Origin of the sequence: Kocuria dechangensis (genome assembly GCF_014636775.1) — a bacterium.
Taxonomy (GTDB): Bacteria; Actinomycetota; Actinomycetes; order Actinomycetales; family Micrococcaceae; genus Kocuria; species Kocuria dechangensis.
This window is the reverse complement of record NZ_BMEQ01000017.1, coordinates 13,521-32,085: the sequence shown is the minus strand read 5'-3', so window position 1 is coordinate 32,085 and position 18,565 is coordinate 13,521. Positions and strand designations below refer to the sequence as shown.

At 74.9% G+C, this 18,565-nt stretch carries 14 protein-coding genes and 1 pseudogene; 9 read left to right on the top strand and 6 right to left on the bottom strand.

Annotation, left to right across the window (positions count from 1 at the left end; all coding sequences use genetic code 11):
* Positions 1 to 17: 17 nt before the first annotated feature.
* Both IEW07_RS14260 and IEW07_RS14255 read right to left on the bottom strand, forming a co-directional pair.
* A complete protein-coding gene (locus tag IEW07_RS14260) occupies positions 18 to 851 on the bottom strand; it encodes an endonuclease/exonuclease/phosphatase family protein (RefSeq protein WP_188538381.1) in 834 nt (277 codons plus the stop codon).
* A 13-nt stretch (positions 852 to 864) separates the two neighbouring features.
* Positions 865 to 1,428 (bottom strand): Dps family protein, encoded by a 564-nt coding sequence (locus IEW07_RS14255; RefSeq protein ID WP_188538380.1) that lies wholly within the window; start codon positions 1,426 to 1,428, stop codon positions 865 to 867.
* A gap of 188 nt (positions 1,429 to 1,616) precedes the next feature.
* Between IEW07_RS14255 and IEW07_RS14250 the strand changes: the two genes are divergently transcribed.
* Positions 1,617 to 1,853 (top strand): hypothetical protein, encoded by a 237-nt coding sequence (locus tag IEW07_RS14250; RefSeq protein WP_188538379.1) that lies wholly within the window; start codon positions 1,617 to 1,619, stop codon positions 1,851 to 1,853.
* Between the two features lie 219 nt (positions 1,854 to 2,072).
* Positions 2,073 to 4,111, top strand: a pseudogene (locus IEW07_RS14245) (FAD-dependent oxidoreductase).
* Between the two features lie 36 nt (positions 4,112 to 4,147).
* On the opposite strand, the gene IEW07_RS14240 reads toward IEW07_RS14245, so the two are convergent.
* Positions 4,148 to 5,884, bottom strand: a complete 1,737-nt coding sequence (locus IEW07_RS14240) for a gamma-glutamyltransferase family protein (protein ID WP_188538468.1) — start codon at positions 5,882 to 5,884, stop codon at positions 4,148 to 4,150.
* 162 nt (positions 5,885 to 6,046) lie between these two features.
* Here IEW07_RS14240 and IEW07_RS14235 point away from each other — a divergent pair, with 162 nt between their 5' ends.
* Positions 6,047 to 7,681 carry an amidohydrolase gene (locus tag IEW07_RS14235; RefSeq protein WP_188538377.1) on the top strand — a complete coding sequence of 545 codons (1,635 nt, stop codon included), beginning with the start codon at positions 6,047 to 6,049 and terminating at the stop codon, positions 7,679 to 7,681.
* 42 nt (positions 7,682 to 7,723) lie between these two features.
* On the opposite strand, the gene rraA is transcribed toward IEW07_RS14235, so the two are convergent.
* The 3 genes from rraA to IEW07_RS14220 all read right to left on the bottom strand — a co-directional run bounded on the left by rraA (position 7,724) and on the right by IEW07_RS14220 (position 10,592).
* Positions 7,724 to 8,203: a ribonuclease E activity regulator RraA gene (gene rraA / locus IEW07_RS14230; RefSeq protein ID WP_188538374.1), complete on the bottom strand. Its 480-nt coding sequence runs from the start codon at positions 8,201 to 8,203 to the stop codon at positions 7,724 to 7,726.
* An 81-nt stretch (positions 8,204 to 8,284) separates the two neighbouring features.
* Positions 8,285 to 9,880, bottom strand: a complete 1,596-nt coding sequence (locus tag IEW07_RS14225) for an MDR family MFS transporter (protein ID WP_229741864.1) — start codon at positions 9,878 to 9,880, stop codon at positions 8,285 to 8,287.
* 4 nt (positions 9,881 to 9,884) lie between these two features.
* Positions 9,885 to 10,592 (bottom strand): PepSY domain-containing protein, encoded by a 708-nt coding sequence (locus tag IEW07_RS14220; RefSeq protein ID WP_188538372.1) that lies wholly within the window; start codon positions 10,590 to 10,592, stop codon positions 9,885 to 9,887.
* Between the two features lie 161 nt (positions 10,593 to 10,753).
* Here IEW07_RS14220 and IEW07_RS14215 point away from each other — a divergent pair, with 161 nt between their 5' ends.
* Genes IEW07_RS14215 through IEW07_RS14190 form a run of 6 tightly spaced genes read left to right on the top strand, consistent with a single transcriptional unit; the run spans position 10,754 to position 18,562 of the window.
* Positions 10,754 to 11,524 carry an FHA domain-containing protein gene (locus IEW07_RS14215; RefSeq protein ID WP_188538371.1) on the top strand — a complete coding sequence of 257 codons (771 nt, stop codon included), beginning with the start codon at positions 10,754 to 10,756 and terminating at the stop codon, positions 11,522 to 11,524.
* The gene (locus IEW07_RS14210) at positions 11,525 to 12,040 is read left to right on the top strand and encodes an FHA domain-containing protein FhaB/FipA (protein WP_188538369.1); all 516 of its coding nucleotides are present in this window, start codon (positions 11,525 to 11,527) and stop codon (positions 12,038 to 12,040) included. It begins immediately after the preceding gene.
* Positions 12,041 to 12,043: 3 nt separating this feature from the next.
* Complete coding sequence (locus IEW07_RS14205; RefSeq protein ID WP_188538367.1) at positions 12,044 to 13,567, top strand: PP2C family protein-serine/threonine phosphatase; 1,524 nt, start codon at positions 12,044 to 12,046, stop codon at positions 13,565 to 13,567.
* On the top strand, positions 13,564 to 15,330 hold the full coding sequence (locus IEW07_RS14200) for an FtsW/RodA/SpoVE family cell cycle protein (protein WP_188538365.1): 1,767 nt from the start codon (positions 13,564 to 13,566) through the stop codon (positions 15,328 to 15,330). The genes IEW07_RS14205 and IEW07_RS14200 overlap by 4 nt, the downstream gene beginning before the upstream one ends.
* A complete protein-coding gene (locus IEW07_RS14195; protein ID WP_188538362.1) occupies positions 15,327 to 16,772 on the top strand; it encodes a peptidoglycan D,D-transpeptidase FtsI family protein in 1,446 nt (481 codons plus the stop codon). Before IEW07_RS14200 ends, IEW07_RS14195 begins: the two co-directional genes overlap by 4 nt.
* Entirely contained in the window at positions 16,769 to 18,562 is a 1,794-nt protein-coding gene (locus tag IEW07_RS14190) for a protein kinase domain-containing protein (RefSeq protein ID WP_188538360.1), read from the top strand. Before IEW07_RS14195 ends, IEW07_RS14190 begins: the two co-directional genes overlap by 4 nt.
* The last annotated feature ends 3 nt before the right edge of the window (positions 18,563 to 18,565 follow it).

Here is an 18,565-nt window from a genome sequence, read left to right as displayed (position 1 = left end):
GCCGACGGGCCCGCTCCTCAGGCCGCGGAGCCGTCGTCGTGCTCGAGCTCGGCCAGGACGGGGAAGTGGTCCGAGGCCCACGTGCCGCGGGGCCGGTCGGCCACGACGCGGGCGCCGAGCACCCGGACGGGACCGCCGTGCAGGATCCAGTCCAGGCGCGGAGTGCGCGGGCCGGGCTCCCGGTAGCGGTGGTAGGTCCCGGGGGCGTCCTCGGGCAGGACGTCGCGCAGCCCGCCGGCGAGCGCGGCCTCCCAGGTCCGGGAGCGGCCGGCGCGGGCGTTCATGTCCCCCAGCAGCAGCAGCGGCCCCTCCCACTCCAGGTGCAGCCGCTGGAGGGCGGCCAGCTCCCGCAGCCGCGACCGCTCCGGCCACGGGTCCAGGTGCGTGGCGACCGCCCGCCACAGCACGCCCGTGCGGCGGTCCACCAGGTCCGCGCGGACCAGGGTGCGCGGATAGGGGTCCCCGGGCCACCGCGAGCCCGGGACCTCCGGGGTGGGCGAGAGCCACCGCTGGCGCCAGTCCCGGATCTCGAACCGGTCGGTGTCCACCACGAGGAGGCAGCGCTCGCCGTGCTCCCCTGCGTCCCGGCTGCGGCCCAGGAACTCGTGGGCGGGGCCGAAGGCCTCGCGCAGCGGGTGCAGCTGCTCGGGGTGGACCTCCTGGAGGGCCGCCAGCTGCGGCAGGTGCTCCCGCACGACCGCCTGGACCGCGGGCAGGCGGGTGAACCAGGCGTCCGGCGCGGCGCGGCGGTAGCGCGGCAGCGGACGGCGGATGTTGAACGTCATGGCGGTGAGCACGCCCCGGCCCCGCGGACCGGGAGGGTCCGCGGGGCCGGGGCGATCGGTGCTCATCGCGCGCTCCGGGCTACTGCGCGGCGGACTCCGCCGCGCCCAGCTCCGTGGTGGCGCCGCCGTGGCGCAGGTCGCCGCTGCTGCTCTCCAGGTGCGCGCGCATGAACCACTGGAACAGCTCGAGCTCCTTGACCTGGCCGATCAGGATGTCCTCGGTGATGGGGTCGAGCTCGCCGATCTTCTCGATCGCCTCGCGGTGGTCCTCCACCACGCCGGTGTAGACGAGGTCCAGGGCGGCGAGGTGCTCCACACCGGTGGCGCGGTTGACGGAGTAGTCGTCCCAGGTGCGGGCCTTGACGATCTCGCCCGGCAGGCCGCTGGGGGCCACGCCCATGGTGGCCATGCGCTCGGCGAGCTCGTCGACGAAGCCGCGCACGAGTTCGATCTGCGGGTCCAGCATCTCGTGGACGGAGATGAAGTTGGGACCCACCACGTTCCAGTGGGCATGCTTGAGGGTGAGCTGGAGGTCGTTGAGGGCGTGCAGCCGCAGCTGCAGCGTCCGCGCGACCTCGTGGCCGTCCTCGGTGGTCAGGCCGGGAACGGTGTAGGGGGCGGTGCGCTGGTTCTGCTTGGCCATGAGTGCGTCTCCTTCTTCCGGCCGCCGCCGGGCGGCGGCCTCGATCGACAACTGCGAATTCCTCACAACAGTGAGCCGTTGCTCCCACTATGGCATGCCCCCCACGGGATTGTCAGCACCCTGTCCATTCGCTCTCCGCGATATCCGCGGCCCTTGCCAGGCCGGGGAGCCGCTGGTTGTCTGGACGCATGAACACGACCCCCGCCTCCGGCGACAGCATCCCCGACGACCCGCACCTGGCCGACGACGTCGGCGTCCCGGACACCCCGGCCCGGGACCTGGAGACGGCCCAGGACCCCCTCGGCCAGACCAACGCCGGCCAGCGCCTGCCCGGCGTGAGCGACGCCGGCACCCCGACCCACGAGGTGACGGGCGACGACCAGGACCCGGCGAAGGGCGGCTACCAGCCCCCGACCTCGGACTGACCCCCGGCGCGCGCGCCGGACTCCGCGACGGCGGCGGCATCCTGTCGGGCGACGCCGCTACGCTGTGCCCCATGAGCACCCGTGGGCCCGGCACCCCACGACGTCGAGCCGTGGCGCGCCTCCTGGAGGGCGCGGCTCGCGCAGCCGTGAGCGCGCCGCTTGTGGCACAGCTCACCCCTCGCCTACGGTGACGAAGGTACCTGAGACGAGGAGTATCGGATGACCGTGCCCTACCCCCACCTGCTGTCCCCCTGCGGGTGGGCTCCACCACCCTGCCCAACCGGGTGCTCATGGGCTCGATGCACACCGGCCTGGAGGAGGCGCCCGGCGGCTTCGAGCGGCTGGCGGAGTTCTACGCGGAGCGGGTGCGCGGCGGCGTCGGGCTGATCGTCACCGGCGGGATCGGGCCGAGCCCCGAGGGCGCCACCCACCCCGGGGGCGCCGTGCTCAGCACGCCGGAGGAGGTGGCCCGGCACCGCACGGTCACCGGCGCCGTGCACGCCGAGGGCGGCCGGATCGCGCTCCAGATCCTGCACGCCGGCCGCTACGCCCGGACGCCCGCCGCCGTGGCGCCGAGTCCGCTGCGCGCCCCCATCAGCCCGGTGCTCCCGCACGAGCTGACCGCCGAGGAGGTCGAGCAGACCATCGAGGACTTCGCCAGGACCGCCGCGCTGGCCCAGGAGGCCGGGTACGACGGCGTGGAGGTCATGGGCTCCGAGGGCTACCTCATCAACGAGTTCCTCGCCGCCGAGACCAACCACCGCACCGACGGCTGGGGCGGGCCGTACGAGCACCGGATGCGGCTGCCCGTGGAGATCGTCCGGCGGGTGCGCGAGCGCACGGGTCCCGGCTTCCTCCTGATCTACCGGCTGTCCATACTGGACCTCGTGCCCGGCGGCTCCACGCTCGACGAGGTCGTCGCCCTGGCGCGGGCCGTCGAGGCCGCCGGGGCGAGCCTGCTCAACACGGGCATCGGCTGGCACGAGGCCCGGATCCCCACCATCGCCACGGTCGTCCCCCGCGGCGGCTTCGCCTGGGTGACCCGCCGGCTCAAGGGCGAGGTCGGCATCCCGCTCGTGGCGGTCAACCGGATCAACACCCCGGAGGTCGCCGAGCGCATCATCGCCGACGGGGACGCCGACATGGTCTCCCTGGCCCGGCCCCTGCTCGCGGACCCCGCCTTCGTGGCGAAGGCCGCCGCCGGCCGGGCCGGGACCATCAACACGTGCATCGCCTGCAACCAGGCCTGCCTGGACCACACCTTCGCCGGCCGCACCGCCTCCTGCCTCGTCAACCCGAGGGCCGGCCACGAGACGCTGCTGCGCCTGGGCCCCACCCGCCGGGCCGAGCGGATCGCCGTCGTGGGCGCGGGCCCCGCGGGGCTGGCGTGCGCGGTCGAGGCGGCCCAGGCCGGGCACCGGGTGACCCTGTTCGAGGCCGCGGACCGGATCGGCGGGCAGTTCCTGCTCGCCCTGCGCATCCCCGGCAAGGAGGAGTACGCCGAGACCCTGCGCTACTTCGCCGCCCGGCTCGCCGAGCTGGGCGTGGACGTGCGGACGGGCGCCGCCGCGGCCCCCGCGCACCTGGCCGGCTTCGACCGGATCGTGCTGGCCACCGGCGTGGAGCCGCGCGTGCCCGCGATCGAGGGGGTCGACCACCCCTCGGTCGTCGGCTACCGCGAGCTCCTCGAGGGCGCCCCCGCCGGCCGGAGGGTCGCGGTCCTGGGCGCCGGCGGGATCGGCTTCGACGTCGCCGAGTTCCTCGTCCACTCCCCCGGCGCCGATCCCCGGGCCGACTTCTACCGCAGCTGGGGCGTGGACACGACGCTGTCCGCGCGGGGCGGCCTGCTCCCGCACCGGCCCCCGCGCCCGGCCCGGGAGGTGACGCTGCTGCAGCGCTCCCCCGGCAAGCCGGGCGCGGGCCTGGGCCGCACCACGGGCTGGATCCACCGCGCGTCCCTGCGGGCCGCGGGCGTCCGCGCGCTGAGCGGCGTGGCGTACCGGAGGATCGACGACGACGGGCTGCACCTCACCGTCCCCGGCCCGGACGGGCCGGTCGAGCAGGTGCTGGCGGTGGACACCGTCGTGCTGTGCACGGGACAGGAACCGCTGCGGGACCTGCACGATGCGCTCCTCGCCGCCGGGCACGACACCGGGGCCGTCCCGGTGCACCTGGTGGGCGGGGCCGACGTCGCCGCGGAGCTGGACGCGAAGGAGGCGATCCGGCAGGCCACGGAGCTCGTCGCCGCCCTGGGCTGAGCCCCTCCCGTCACCGCCCGGTGCGCGCGGGCCGGATCAGCGGCCGGCGGCGTAGCCCTGGACGCCGCGCGGGTCGGCCGCGGCGCCCACCACGCCGGTGGCCGGGTCCCGCGTCACCACGGACAGCCGGCCCAGGGACCAGTCACCGGCCCGGACCACCCGGTGCCCGCGCCGCGCCAGGTCCGCCAGCACGTGCTCGCCGAGCCGGTCCTCCACCACGGCGCCGCCCGGCTCCCAGGTCCGGGGCCAGAACGAGCCGGGCACCGAGGTGGTGTGCAGGGTGGGGGCGTCGACGGCCTGCTGCGGGGTCCAGCCGCCCACGAGCGTGCGCAGCAGCCACGGCAGCTGCCACTGGTCCTGCTGGTCCCCGCCGGGGGAGCCGAGCGCCGCCACCGCGTGCCCGTCCCGGAGCACGAGGGTGGGCGAGAGCGTGGTGCGGGGCCTCTTCCCGGGGGTCAGCCGCGAGGGCCCGCCCTCGAGCCAGGTCATCTGCAGCCGGGTCCCGAGGCAGAAGCCCAGCCCGGGGATCGTGGGCGAGGACTGCAGCCAGCCGCCGGAGGGGGTGACCGCGACCATGCCGCCCCAGCGGTCCACCACGTCGATGTGGCAGGTGTCCCCCCGGGTCTCCCCCGTGGGCCGGACCGTGGGCTCGCCCGCGGCGGGGAGCGCGGACGTGTCCCCGCCGCCGTGCTCGGTGCGCAGGGGCGGGAGGAACGGCTCGCGGCCCGGCACCCGGCCGGGCCGGAGCTCGTGCGAGGCGGTGTCCGTGATCAGCGCCCGCCGCTCGGCGGCGTAGGCGGGCGAGAGCAGGTGCCCGAGCGGGACGTCGTCGTCGCCGTACCAGGCCTCGCGGTCGGCGAGCGCGAGCTTCAGCGCCTCGAGGACGGTGTGGGCCCCGAGCGCGGTGGAGGGGTCGAGGCGGTCGTCGTCGAAGCCGTCGAGGATCGCGAGGGCCTGCAGCAGGACGGGCCCCTGCCCCCACGGCCCGGTCTTGGCGACCGTGTGGCCGCGGAACTCGAGGGTGGCGGCCGGCTCGTAGCCGGCCTCGAAGGACGCGAAGTCCTCGACCGTCAGCACCCCGGCGTGGTCGGTGCCCGAGGAGTGCCGGTGCGGGGCGGAGACGAAGGCCGCGGCGGCCTCCGCCACGAAGCCCTCCCGCCAGACGCGCCGGGCCGCCTCGATCCGGGCCTCGCGGGTCCGCGCGCCCGCCCCTGCGGCCACGAGCCGCTCCAGCACCCGTGCGTAGGCCTCGTTGCGGATCATCTCGCCGGCGGCCGGTGGGCGCCCCGCGGGCATCCACTGCCGGGCCGAGGAGGGCCAGTGCTCGGCGAAGAGGCCGGACACGGCGGCTATGGTGGCGCCGACGCGGCCCAGCACGGGGTGGCCGTCGCGGGCGTAGCCGGCGGCGAGGGCGAGGACGTCGGCGAGCTCCCACGTGCCGTGGTCGCGCAGCAGCACGAACCACGCGTCCACCGCGCCGGGGACCGCGGCCGCCAGCGCCCCGGCGCCCGGGACGAGGTCGAGCCCCTCGGCGCGGCAGTGCTCCGCCGTGGCCCCGGCGGGCGCCGGGCCCTGGCCCATGAGCACCACGGGCTCCCCGGGCCGCCCGGCCGTGGCGAAGAGGCCGGTGAGGTCGCCGCCGGGGCCGTTGAGGTGGGGCTCGACGACGTGCAGCACGAACCCGCCGGCCACCGCGGCGTCGAAGGCGTTGCCGCCGCGCTCCAGGACGGACTGCGCGGCCGCCGTGGCGAGCCAGTGCGTCGAGGACGCCATCCCGAAGGCGCCCCGCAGGTCCGGGCGGGTGGAGAAGGAGCTGGGCGGGGTGAACGGCACGGCGGGTCCTGTCTCGCGGCGGCGCGGGGCTCCCAGGCTAACCCTGGGGACGGACGGTGCGACGATGGGGGCACCACGGGCCACGCCCAGGAAAGGACCCCGATGCAGCTCGACCTCCTGCTCGTCAACGCCGACGTCCTCACCATGGACCCGCGCCGGCCCGCCGCCTCCGGCCTCGGCGTGCTCGGCGGGCGGATCGTGGCCCTCGACGAGCCGGACCTGCCGGCGGCCCAGACCGTGGACCTGGGCGGGCGGACCGTGCTGCCGGGCTTCGTCGACGCCCACTGCCACACCACCTGGTTCGGGCTCGGCCTGGCCGAGGTGGACCTCTCCGGGTGCACCTCCCTCGACGGGCTCTACGCGGCCCTGGAGCGGGGCATGGCGCAGAAGCCCGCCGACGAGCCGTGGCTCATGGCCACCGGCTTCTACCCCGGAGCCGTGGGCGGGGCCCTGCCGGAGCTCGACGTCCTCGACCGGATCACCGGCGGCACGCCCCTGTTCGTCCGCCACACCTCCGGGCACGCCGCCGTGGTCAACTCCGAGGCCCTGCGCCGCGCCGGGATCCTCGACCCCGGCGTCCCGGACCCCGAGGGCGGGCGGGTCGGCCGCGACGCCGCGGGCCGCGCCACCGGGCTCGTGGAGGAGACCGCCCAGGCCGTGGTGCAGGAGCTGTTCCGCCCCCACCCGGTCGAGAAGATCGTGGCCGCGCTGGACCGCGCCACCGCCCGCTACGCGGCCGAGGGCATCACCACCTTCGCGGAGGCCGGGGTGGGCGGCGGGTGGATCGGCCACAACCCCTCCGAGCTGCTCGCCTACCAGCGCGCCCGCGAGAGCGGCGCCCTGCACGCCCGCGCCCAGGTGATGCCCGTCCTGGACGTCCTGCACGGGATCGGCGGCCTCGGCGGGGCGGACGACGACGTCCGCGGCCTGGACCTGGGGCTGCGCACCGGCTTCGGCGACGACGAGCTGATGCTCGGGCCGGTCAAGGTCTTCGTCGACGGCTCCCTACTGGGCGAGAGCGCGGCGGTGACCGAGGCGTTCTGCGGATCCGGCCACTCCACGGGGTGGTTCCAGGACGACCCCGAGCGGATGGCCGCGGCGGTCCGCGCCGCCTACCGGGCCGGGTGGTCGGTGGCCGCCCACGCGATCGGGGACCGCGCGATCGACTTCGCGATCGACGTCCTGGAGCAGTGCCAGCGGGCCCACGGCCGCCGCCGGTTCCCCAACCGGATCGAGCACGCGAGCATCGTCCGCCCGGACCAGCTCCCCCGTCTCGCCGCCGCCGGGATCGTCGTGACCCCCCAGATCGGGTTCCTGCGCCCCATGGCCGCCCAGTTCCGCCGCCTCCTGGGCCCGGAGCGCTCGGACTGGACCTACCGCGGCCGCAGCTTCCTCGACGCCGGGGTGCGGGTCGCGGGCAGCTCCGACCGTCCCGTGGCCGACGGCGACGTCCTGCGCTCCGTGCAGGCCTGGACCGACCGGCTCGACGGGGACGGCCGGCGGTTCGGCCCCGCCGCCGAGCGCCTCGGGATCCTCGAGGCCCTGGCCGCCCACACCTGCGAGGCGGCGAAGGCCCTCGGGATGGGCGACCGGATCGGCACGCTGGCCCCCGGCAAGCTCGCCGACCTCGTGGTGCTGGAGGAGAACCCGCTGGAGGTGCACCGGCGCGGCGGGTCGGTGGAGCACATCGGGATCGCCGCGACCTACCGCGGCGGGGTGGCGACCCACCGCGCCTGAGGACCGGGGGCTGCGGCGCGGCGTCCCGCGGGCCGGCGGCGCTCAGCTCTCGACGAGGATCCCGTCCTCGTCCGCCCACACCGTGCGGCCGGGCACGAACGTGGTGCCCTCGATGACCACCGGGACGTCCTGCTCGCCGACGCCGTCCTTGGCGGACTTGCGCGGGTTGGAGCCCAGGGCCTTGATCCCCAGCGGCAGCTCCGCGAGCGCCGTGCGGTCCCGCACCGGTCCGTTGATGATCACCCCGGCCCAGCCGTTGCGCACGGCGGCCTCGGCGATCATGTCCCCCATCAGCGCGGTGCCCATGGAGCCGTGGCCGTCGACCACGAGGACCGCGCCCTCCCCCGGGGAGTTGAGCACGGCCTTGACCAGGCCGTTGTCCTGAAAGCAGCGGATGGTGCGCACCGGACCGGTGAACGCGGGCACCCCGCCCAGGTCGAGGAACTGGCGCGGGCAGGACATCAGCTGCTCCCCGCGCTCGTCGTAGAGGTCGGCGGTGGTGAAGGGGCGCGGATCGGTCATGGGCTGCTCCTCGGCTTCGGCGGGCGCGTGCGGCACCGGACGGCGGTTCCGGCCCCAGCCTAGCCAGGCGCCCCCGGCGGATCAGCCCCCGGCGCGCCCCGGGGACCGTCCGGGGCTCTCCTCGGGGGCCTCCGCGGGCGGTCCCGCCGGCGCCGCGTCCACGCCCGTGCCCGTGCCCGTGCCGAGCGGGATCTCCCGGATGCGCAGCGTCAGCACCAGGCACAGCGCCGCCACGGGGAGCCCGAGGAGGAAGATTGGCGGCAGGGCCTCGCCGAACGCGTGCGCCACGGCGTCCTGGACGGGGGCGGGCAGCCCGGCGAGGACCTGCGGGCTCAGGGCGTTGAGGTCCTCGACCGGCAGTGCGGGAGCGCCCGGCGCGGAGGCCGCGAGCTCGTCGCCGAGCCGGGCGACGAACACGGAGCCGAACACGGAGATCCCGAACGACGCCCCGATCTGGCGGAAGTAGTTCGAGGAGGAGGTGGCCGCGCCCACCTCCTGGCGCGGCGCGGCGTTCTGCACGATGAGCACCAGGTTCTGCAGCAGGCAGCCGATGCCGAAGCCCATCACCGTCATCCCGGCCGCCGTGAACCAGTAGGGCGTGGTCGCGTCGATGCGGGACAGCGCGACCAGTCCCGCGGCCATCACCACGGAACCGAGCACGGGCCACACCTTGTACCGGCCGCTCCGGGCGATGAGCTGGCCGGTGCCGATCGTGCCCACGAGCATGCCGAGCGTCATCGGGATCATCATCAGCCCGGCCCGCGTGGCGGAGGCCCCGTTGACCATCTGCAGGAAGGTGGGCAGGTAGGAGATGGTCGCGAACATCAGCACGCCCGTGCACACCGCGGCGCCGGTGGGGACCAGGAAGTCGCGGTCGCGCAGCAGGTGCAGCGGGATGATCGGCTCCGCCGCGCGCCGCTCCACGAGCACGAACAGCCCGCCGAGCACCACGGAGGCCGCGGCGAGCCCCAGGATCCGGGGGCTGCCCCACGGGTGGACGGTGCCGGCCCAGCTCGTGAGCAGCACGACGGCCACGCTCGCGGCCGCGAGCAGCAGCGTGCCCAGGTAGTCCAGGCGCGGGGCCGCCCGCGGCACCGGGGGCAGGTGCAGGAAGGCCTGGACGAACAGGAGGGAGGCGATGCCGAGGGGGAGGTTGATGTAGAACACCCACCGCCAGCTGGCGACGTCGGTGAGGAACCCGCCGAGGAGGGGCCCGCTCACGGAGGCCAGCCCGAACGCCGCCCCGATCACGCCCATGTACTTGCCCCGCTCGCGGGGGGAGACGAGGTCGGCGATGACGGCCTGCGCGCCGATGAACAGCCCGCCGCCGCCCAGGCCCTGCAGCGCCCGGAACACCACGAGCTGGCCCATGTCCTGGGCGATCCCGCACAGCATCGAGCCCAGGAGGAACACGACGATGGCCGCCTGGAAGACCCGTTTGCGCCCGTACAGGTCGCCGAGCTTGCCGTAGACGGGCAGGCCCACGGTGGAGGCCAGCACGTAGGAGGTGATCACCCAGGAGATGTGCTCCAGCCCGTTGAGGTCCCCCACGATCGAGGGCAGGGCGGTGGCCACGATCGTCTGGTCGAGGGCGGCCAGCAGGACCGACATCAGCAGCCCGGCGAACGTGAGCTGCAGCCGGCGGCGCTCGGCGCGCCCCGGCACGGCGGCGGCCACCGGGTCAGCGGTCGATCTTGAGCACAGAGCCGTCCTCGACGTTCACGTACACGTCCACGGAGTTGCCGTCCGGCTCGTCGATGTCGATCTCCCACACGGTGACGCCGTCCTCCGTGTCGAGCTGGGCCTCGTCGAGCGTGCCGCCGACCGTCCCCAGCGCCGTGCGCAGGGCGTCCTCCAGGGGGACCTGGACCCGGCCCAGCCGCTCGCGGTCGTCGGCGTCGAGCTCGCCCTCCTCCTGGCTGATCACCTCGGCCCCGTCCTCGGAGACGTAGACCTCGTGCTCCCGCTCCCCCGAGGCCACGCTGGTCTCCCAGCTGGCCGGGCTGTCCTCGCGGCCCAGCTCGAACGCCTGCGCGTCGCCGCCCACGGCCTCCTCGGCGGTGGCGACGGCGGCGGCCAGGGTGTCGGCCTCCCGGGCGGCGCCCGCCGTGCCCGAGGGCGTGGCGGTGGCGCTCTCGTCGTCGTCGGCGGTGGCGGTGCCGGACGGCGTGGCGCTCTCGTCGTCGTCGGGGCTCGCGGTGCCCGAGGGCGTGGCCGTGGCGTCGCCGGTCTCGTCCCCGGTGGCGGTGGGCTCGGCCGGCGCGCTCGTCCCGGCCCCGTCGGTGGGCTCCTCGCCGCCGGTGCCGCCGCCGTCGCCGCACCCGGCCAGCAGGAGTACCGAGACCGCGAGGGCCGAGAGCGTCGCGCGCTTGTGATCAGTGTGCTTCATCACGCCATGATGCGCCCCCGGGGGCGCGGGAGGGAAGAGACCCGGCCGGGCCGCTCCGGCCCGCCGACCGGGCTCCCAGGCGTCACGTCTACTATCCTGGAGAACGCCTGACCCGGGACTGCGGGCATGCGCACCGCGATCGACGCCAGGAAGGAGGCGGCATGGGATTCCTCGAAAGCCTCGAGAAGAACATCGAGAAGGCCGTCCGCGCCGCCTTCGCCACGGGCTCCCGCAAGCGCGTGGAGGCGGTCGAGATCGCCAGCGCCCTGCGGCGCGAGCTGGACCAGGAGGCCTTCACGATCTCCGCGGGCCGCACCATGGCCCCCAACGTCTTCGTCGTGGAGTTCTCCGACGAGGACTTCCCGCGCGCCCAGGACTGGGGCACGCCGCTGGCGGAGGAGCTGTGCGACGTCGTGATCAAGCACGCGCGCAGCCAGGCCTACACCCTGCAGGGAGCGGTGAAGGTCTCCTTCACCCGCAACCCCGAGGTGGAGCCGGGCGAGTTCCGGATCCACTCCTCGGCCCAGCGCACCCCCGAGTCCCCCAACACGCCCGCCACGCCGAGCGGGCACCGGATCGCCCGCGGCCACCGCCGCGAGGAGGACGAGCCGACGCAGGCCACGCCCGCCCAGTACTGGATCCCGGTGCTGGACGTGGCCGGCGAGCGGTTCTCCATCAACGCGGACTCGATCGTGCTGGGCCGCTCCGCGGAGGCCGACATCACCGTGGAGGACACCGGGGTCTCGCGCAAGCACCTCGAGATCCGGCGCCAGGGCGAGCACTTCGTGGCCGTGGACCTCGGCTCGACCAACGGTTCCTACGTGGACGGGGAGCGGGTGATCGGACGCACCGAGCTGGTGAACGGGTCCGTCATCACGATGGGACGCACCAGGATCACATTCCGCCTCCTGACCCCGAAGGGGAACCGCTGAATGTCCGAACTGACCGTCACCCTCCTCCGCTTCGGCTTCCTGGCCCTCCTGTGGATCTTCATCTTCAGCATCGTCGCCAGCCAGGGCCGTGACCTGGCGGTCGGCGGGAAGCTCCCGGCCGCGCTGACCCGGTCCCGCCCGGAGCGCCGGCGCGGCGGCGGGAGCAGCGCCCCGGAGACCGCGGCGGTGCCCCCGGCCGGCGGCGTCCCCACGGGGCAGCGCGCCCGGCCGCAGACCCTCGTGGTGCTCGAGGGCCCCCTGCGCGGCCGCAGCTACCCCCTCGGCAGCGCGCCCGTCCTGCTGGGCCGCTCCCCCGAGGCCACCGTCCCGCTGGGCGACGACTACGCCTCCGGGCGCCACGCCCGGCTCTTCCCCCAGGGCTCCCGCTGGTTCCTGGAGGACCTCGGCTCCACCAACGGCACCTACGTGGGCCAGCAGCGCCTCAGCCGGGCCGTGCCCCTCGACGCCGGGACCCCGTTCCGGGTGGGCAAGACCGTCCTGGAACTGAGGCCCTGACGCATGGGAGTCGCCTTCCGCTACGCCGCGCGCTCCGACGTGGGCCGGGTCCGTTCCAAGAACGACGACTCGGCCTACGCCGGGCGCTTCCTGGCCGTGGTGGCCGACGGCATGGGCGGGCACGTGGGCGGTGACGTCGCCTCGGCCTCCGCGGTCATCGACCTCACGGCCCTGGACCGCCCCGACCACCACGGCGAGGGCGCCACGGTGCTCGCGGACGAGATCCAGAACGCCAACCAGAACCTCGTCAAGCTCGTGGCCGGCAATCCCCGCCTCGGCGGGATGGGCACCACCGTCACGGCCCTGCTCGCGGACGGCGAGGACGTGGTCCTCGCCCACATCGGGGACTCCCGCGCCTACCGGCTGCGGGAGCAGGAGTTCCGGCAGGTCACCCGCGACCACACCTTCGTGCAGCGGCTCATCGACGAGGGCCGGCTGCGCCCCGACGAGGCCGAGGCCCACCCGCACAAGAACGTCCTGATGCGCGTGCTCGGGGACGTCGACGCCTCCCCGGAGATCGACGTGGAGGTGCTGCGCCCCCAGGTCGGCGAGCGCTGGCTGCTGTGCTCGGACGGGCTCAACGCCGTCGTGCGCCCGGAGACCATCGAGTCTGTCCTGCGCTCCACCGGGAACCTCAATCAGATCGTGGACACCCTCGTGGAGCTGACCCTGGACCGCGGGGCCCCCGACAACGTCACCGTGGTCGTGGTGCAGGTCTTCGAGACCGACGACGACGCCCCCGTCGCCCCGCAGGCCGGCGAGGCCAGCGGAGAGGTCCCGGACCCGGAGACCGCCCGCACCTCGGACGAGCTCACGGCGGAGGGCGCCCCGGCGGAGCCCGTCACCGCCCCGCACACGCCCGCCGAGTCCTCCGCCGCCGTGCTGCGCCGCGACCTGGCGGCCCGCCCCCACCTGCTGGTGGGCGCGGCGGCCAACGCGACCCAGACGGGGCGCATCCCCACCGTCAGCGACAGCGTGCTGCAGCGGCGGGCGACCCTCGTCGAGACCTCCTCCCCGGACACCCTGGCCGACCCCCAGGAGGTCGAGTCGGCGCTGCACCGGGCGGAGGCCGCGGCGCAGCCCTCCCCGCGCCGGCGCCGACGCCGCCGTGCCGTGACCGTCCTGGCGCTGGCCACGGTCGGCCTGCTCCTGGTCGCGGGCGGCTGGCTGGCCAAGAGCTGGATCTCCGGGCAGTACTACGTGGCCGAGGACCAGGGCCGCGTGGCCATCTACAACGGCGTCTCCCAGACGCTGGGCCCCGTGAGCCTGAGCGAGCTCGAGCGGACCACCGACCTGCGGGTCGAGGACCTGCCGAGCTTCGCCCAGGACCGCGTGCGCAACGCGATCCCCGCGGACAGCCTCGAGGAGGCCGAGCGGATCGTGGGCGGGCTGCGCCAGTCCGCCCCCGAGGACGCCGGCCCGACCCCCGAGCCGCGGCCCACGGGCACGGTCCGGCGCGCCACCGAGCCGCCGGGGCCCACCAGCCCCGCGCCCTCGCCCACCGCGAGCCCGGGAGGTGGCCGATGAGCACCGTTCCCGCACCGTCCTCCGTCCCCGCGGCGTCCTCCGCCGCGGGGACGGCCGGGCCCGTGCAGAAGCCCCGCCGGTTCACGGAGCTGCTGCTGCTGGTCGTCGCCGTGGGCATCGGCGTGGGCGCCAACATCCTGGTGGACCCCGAGCGGCTCGCCTCCGAGAACGAGCACATCCTCGCCTCGGGCCTCGTGCTCGGCATCGGCTCGCTGGTGCTGCACGTGGTCCTGCGGCTGCGCGCGAAGTACGCCGACCCCTACGTCCTGCCCGTCGTGGTCGCCCTCAACGGCCTGGGGATCGCCATGATCCACCGCATCGACCTGACCACGGACCAGGCCGCCGCGGGCTCGCAGGTGCTGTGGACCGCGATCGCCATGGCCGCCGCGGGCCTGGTGCTGTGGTTCCTCAAGGACCACCGGGTGCTGCGGCGCATCACCTACATCTGCCTGGTGCTCAGCGGCGTCCTGCTGCTGCTGCCCCTGCTGCCGGGGCTCGGCCTCGAGCTCAACGGCGCCCGGATCTGGATCTCGGTGGGCGGGCGCACCTTCCAGCCCGGCGAGGTCGCCAAGATCACCCTGGCCGTGTTCTTCGCGGGCTACCTCTCCACGAACCGTGACCTGATCCTGCTGGCCGGCAAGAAGATCGGCCCCGTGCGCCTGCCGCGGTTCCGGGACATGGCGCCCATGTTCGCCGCGTGGCTCATCGCGATCGGCGTCCTGGTCTTCCAGCGCGACCTGGGCTCCGCGATCCTGTTCTTCGGCCTGTTCCTGGCCATGATCTACCTCGCCACGAGCCGGCTGAGCTGGATCGTGATCGGCCTGCTCCTCGTGGCCGCCGGCGGGTTCTTCGCCAGCCAGGTCTTCGGCCACGTGGCGGCGCGCCTCGACTCCTGGCTCAACGCGTTCGACCCGGAGGTCTACAACCGGGCCCCGGGCGGCTCCGCGCAGATCGTGCAGGGCCTGTTCGGGCTCTCCTCCGGAGGGATGTTCGGCCAGGGCCTGGGCCAGGGCCGGCCGGACCTCGTCTCCTACGCGAACTCGGACATGATCATCACCGCGTTCGGCGAGGAGCTGGGCCTGATCGGCGTCAGCGCGATCCTGATGCTGTTCTTCCTGTTCGTCACCCGCGGCTTCCGCGCCGCCCTGGGCACGCGGGACGCGTTCGGCAAGCTGCTCGCCGCCGGGCTCTCCGCCGTCATCGTGCTGCAGCTGTTCGTGGTGGTCGGCGGGGTCACGCGGCTCATCCCGCTGACCGGGCTGACCACGCCGTTCATGTCCGCCGGCGGCTCCTCGCTGCTGTCGAACTGGATCATCGCGGCGATCGTCCTGGCGATCTCCCACACCGCCCGCCGCCCGGTGGTCACCGGACCGGCCACCGAGGAGGACCTCGCCGAGGTCGCCGCCTACGAGGCCGCCCTGCGGGAGGCCGCCGCCCGGGACGCGCAGGAGCGCGCCGAGCGCCGGGAGCGCCGCGCGGCCCGCCGGACCGGGGACCGCGCCGAGGACGACTCCGCCCGGGACACCGGGGACGACGCCACCGCGGCCCAGCCCGCCGTCCCCCCGACGACGGCGCAGGCCGCCGCGGTGGACGCCGCGGCCACCGAGGCCCTGTCCGCGACCGGCCCCGGGGGGCGCCGCACCGCCGCCGACATCCCCCACGGCTCCGACGCCGACGGCGGCACACCGACCGAGGCCATGTCCCGCCTCACCGACCAGGGCGGCCACGGCCCCCGCAGCACAGAGAACGGAGGAGCATCGTGAACCGGGCGATCCGACACACCTGGATGGCGGGCACCGCCATCTTCACCGTGCTGCTCCTGGCCCTCACCTACGTGCAGTTCTTCGCGGCGCGCAGCCTCGAGGCCCACCCCTGGAACAACCGCAGCCTCTACGATCAGTTCGGCGCGGACCGCGGGGCGATCCTCGTAGGTGGCGAGCCGAAGGCGTACTCGGAGCCCTCCGACGACGACTTCGAGTACCAGCGCGTCTACGCGGACCCCCTGGCCTACGGGCACCTGACGGGCTACTTCTCGCTGGTCTACGGCGCGACCGGCCTCGAGGCCGCCCTGGGCGAGGAGCTCTCGGGCGCCTCCGACGAGCAGTTCTACGACCGGGTGGTCTCGATGTTCTCCGGCGACCAGCCCCGGGGCGCGTCGGTCGAGCTGACCATCGACCCGGAGCTGCAGCAGCAGGCCTACGACCTGCTCCAGGGGCGCAAGGGCTCGATCGTGGCCCTCGACCCGAAGAGCGGGGCGATCCTCGCGATGGTCTCCAGCCCCGGCTACGACCCGAACGAGCTCGCGTCCCACGACTCCGCGTCGGTGATCGCCGCCTCGGAGCGGCTCAACGGCGACCCGGACGGACCGCTCGTGAACCGGGCCATCGCCGGGGACCTCTACGCCCCCGCCTCGACGTTCAAGGTCATCGACACCGTCGCGGCCCTGGAGTCCGGCAAGTACGACCGGCAGACGCAGATCCCGAACCCGCAGGAGCTGCCGCTGCCCGGCACCGACGTGACCCTGCCGAACTACGTCAACGGCGGGTGCGCCGCGCGCCCCCAGGCGGACCTGGAGTTCGCGCTGGAGCAGTCCTGCAACACCCCCTTCGCCCAGATCGCCCTGGACCTCGGCGAGGACGCGATCCGGCAGACGGCGCAGAACTTCGGCTACGGCGAGCCGCTGTCCGTGCCCCTGCAGGTGACGCCCTCGCTCTTCCCCGAGGAGCTCAACGACTCCCAGCTGGCCCTGTCCTCCATCGGGCAGTACGACGTCCGGACCACTCCCCTGCAGGTCGCCATGACGAGCGCCGCGATCGCCAACGACGGCGTGCAGATGAAGCCGCAGCTCGTGCGCACGGTCCGCTCCTCGGACCTGTCCGTGATCGACGAGCTCAGCCCCGAGCAGCTGCGCCGCTCCACGAGCGCCGACGTCGCCGCCACGGTCTCCGACCTGATGGTCGAGGTCGTCGACGACGGCATCGCCGGCGGCGCGGCCGTGCCCGGGGTCGAGGTCGCCGGCAAGACCGGCACCGCCGAGATCGGGTCGGAGGAGGGCCTCAACGACGCCTGGTTCACGGGCTTCGCCCCGGCCGACGACCCCCAGGTGGCCCTCGCCGTCGTCTTCGAGGACGTCGACGTGGCGACGGGCGCCTCCCTGACCAGTCCGAGCGCCAAGCAACTCTTCGAGGCGGTGTTGAACAAGTGAGACCATCGTCGAGCACCGTCCTGGGCGGGCGCTACGCGCTGACCGATCGGATCGCGATCGGCGGCATGGGAGAGGTGTGGAAGGCCAAGGACCGGGTCCTGGGCCGCATCGTCGCCGTGAAGATCCTCAAGGAGGAGTACAACGGGGACCCCAACTTCCTGCAGCGCTTCCGCGCCGAGGCGCGGCACACCGCCCTGCTGAACCATCCCGGGGTCGCCAACGTCTTCGACTACGGCGAGGAGGAGGGCTCCGCCTTCCTCGTGATGGAGCTGGTGCCGGGCGAGCCCCTGTCCAACATCATCGAGCGGCGCAAGACCCTCGACCCGGACACGGTGCTCAACTACATCGGGCAGACCGCCCGGGCGCTGGCCGCCGCGCACGCCCAGGGCCTCGTGCACCGGGATGTGAAGCCGGGCAACCTGATCATCACCCCGGACAACCGGGTCAAGGTCACCGACTTCGGGATCGCGCGCCTCGCGGACCAGGTGCCCCTGACGGCCACCGGGCAGGTCATGGGCACCGCCCAGTACCTGGCCCCGGAGCAGGCCACGGGCCAGACCGCCACGGGCTCCTCGGACATCTACTCGCTGGGCATCATCGGCTACGAGTGCCTCGCCGGCCGCCGCCCGTTCACGGGCGAGTCGCAGATCGCGATCGCCCTCGCCCAGGTCAACGACCCGCCGCCGTCGCTGCCGGAGGAGGTGCCGGAGCCCGTGGGTGCGCTCGTGATGTCGATGCTCGCCAAGGACCCGAAGGACCGCCCGGCCACGGCCGGCGCGCTCGCCACGGCCGTCGACGCGATCCGCCGCGGGGACGTCGACGCCGCGGTCGCGGCCGTCCCGGGCATGCGCCCCTTCCTCGACCTGCCCGACGACGACGCCACCGAGGCGATCCCGCCCGTGCGCGACGAGCCGACCCAGCTGCTCACGCGCGGAGCGGTCGCAGGGGCGGCGGGGGCCGCCGCGGCGGAGCCCGCCCACCCCGTCACGGCCGAGCTGGGCGTCGTCGGGGCCCCGGAGGACGACGACGCACGCCCCCTCCCGGCGCCGCCGGAGGAGGACACCGGGCGGCGCTCCCCGTGGGCGTGGCTGCTGCCCCTGATGCTGGTCCTGGCGCTGGCCGCCGGGCTGGTCTGGTTCTTCTTCCTGCGGGACGCGGAGCCGGTGAGCCGCGAGCCCTCGCCCACGGGCACCGTCTCCACCTCCGCCGTGCCCGGCACGCCCTCGCCCACCCCCACCCCCACCCCCACCCAGGCGGAGGCCACCGCGGAGACCGTGGAGGTCCTCGCCGCGCGGTACGAGGGGCGCCCGGTGGACGACGTCGTGCAGGAGCTCTCCGACCTGGGCTTCGCCGTCCAGCGGGAGGGCCGGACCTCGGACGAGCCGGTCGACACGGTCCTGTCCCTGAACCCGGTCGGTCAGGTGGCGCGCGGGGCGACCGTCACGGTGGTCCACTCGACGGGGCCCGACACCGTCACCCTCCCGTCGGGGATGGTCGGCCGGCAGGCGCAGCCCCTGATCGACGAGATCACCGCCCTGGGCGTCAACATCACCCTGTACGAGGAGCCCACGGAGGACGCCGAGCCGGGCACCGTGCTGCGCACGGAGCCCATCGGCGGGTCCACCGTCCGGCCCGGTGACACGATCCAGATGTGGGTCGCGGCCGAGCGGACGGCCGAGCCCACGCCGACCCCGGCGCCCACCGAGGAGCCCACCTCCGCCCCGGCCACCACGGCCCCTGCGCCCACCACGCCCGCCGCCGAGCCGACCCCGACCGCCCAGGAGGGCTGAGCC

What these genes read in the sequence shown, in the direction of transcription:
- IEW07_RS14260 (WP_188538381.1), bottom strand. Translation starts at nt 851, where the DNA reads ATGAGCACCGATCGCCCCGGCCCCGCGGACCCTCCCGGTCCGCGGGGC.
- IEW07_RS14255 (WP_188538380.1), bottom strand. Translation starts at nt 1,428, where the DNA reads ATGGCCAAGCAGAACCAGCGCACCGCCCCCTACACCGTTCCCGGCCTG.
- IEW07_RS14250 (WP_188538379.1), top strand. Translation starts at nt 1,617, where the DNA reads ATGAACACGACCCCCGCCTCCGGCGACAGCATCCCCGACGACCCGCAC.
- IEW07_RS14240 (WP_188538468.1), bottom strand. Translation starts at nt 5,884, where the DNA reads ATGGCGTCCTCGACGCACTGGCTCGCCACGGCGGCCGCGCAGTCCGTC.
- IEW07_RS14235 (WP_188538377.1), top strand. Translation starts at nt 6,047, where the DNA reads ATGCAGCTCGACCTCCTGCTCGTCAACGCCGACGTCCTCACCATGGAC.
- rraA (WP_188538374.1), bottom strand. Translation starts at nt 8,203, where the DNA reads ATGACCGATCCGCGCCCCTTCACCACCGCCGACCTCTACGACGAGCGC.
- IEW07_RS14220 (WP_188538372.1), bottom strand. Translation starts at nt 10,592, where the DNA reads ATGAAGCACACTGATCACAAGCGCGCGACGCTCTCGGCCCTCGCGGTC.
- IEW07_RS14215 (WP_188538371.1), top strand. Translation starts at nt 10,754, where the DNA reads ATGGGATTCCTCGAAAGCCTCGAGAAGAACATCGAGAAGGCCGTCCGC.
- IEW07_RS14210 (WP_188538369.1), top strand. Translation starts at nt 11,525, where the DNA reads ATGTCCGAACTGACCGTCACCCTCCTCCGCTTCGGCTTCCTGGCCCTC.
- IEW07_RS14205 (WP_188538367.1), top strand. Translation starts at nt 12,044, where the DNA reads ATGGGAGTCGCCTTCCGCTACGCCGCGCGCTCCGACGTGGGCCGGGTC.
- IEW07_RS14200 (WP_188538365.1), top strand. Translation starts at nt 13,564, where the DNA reads ATGAGCACCGTTCCCGCACCGTCCTCCGTCCCCGCGGCGTCCTCCGCC.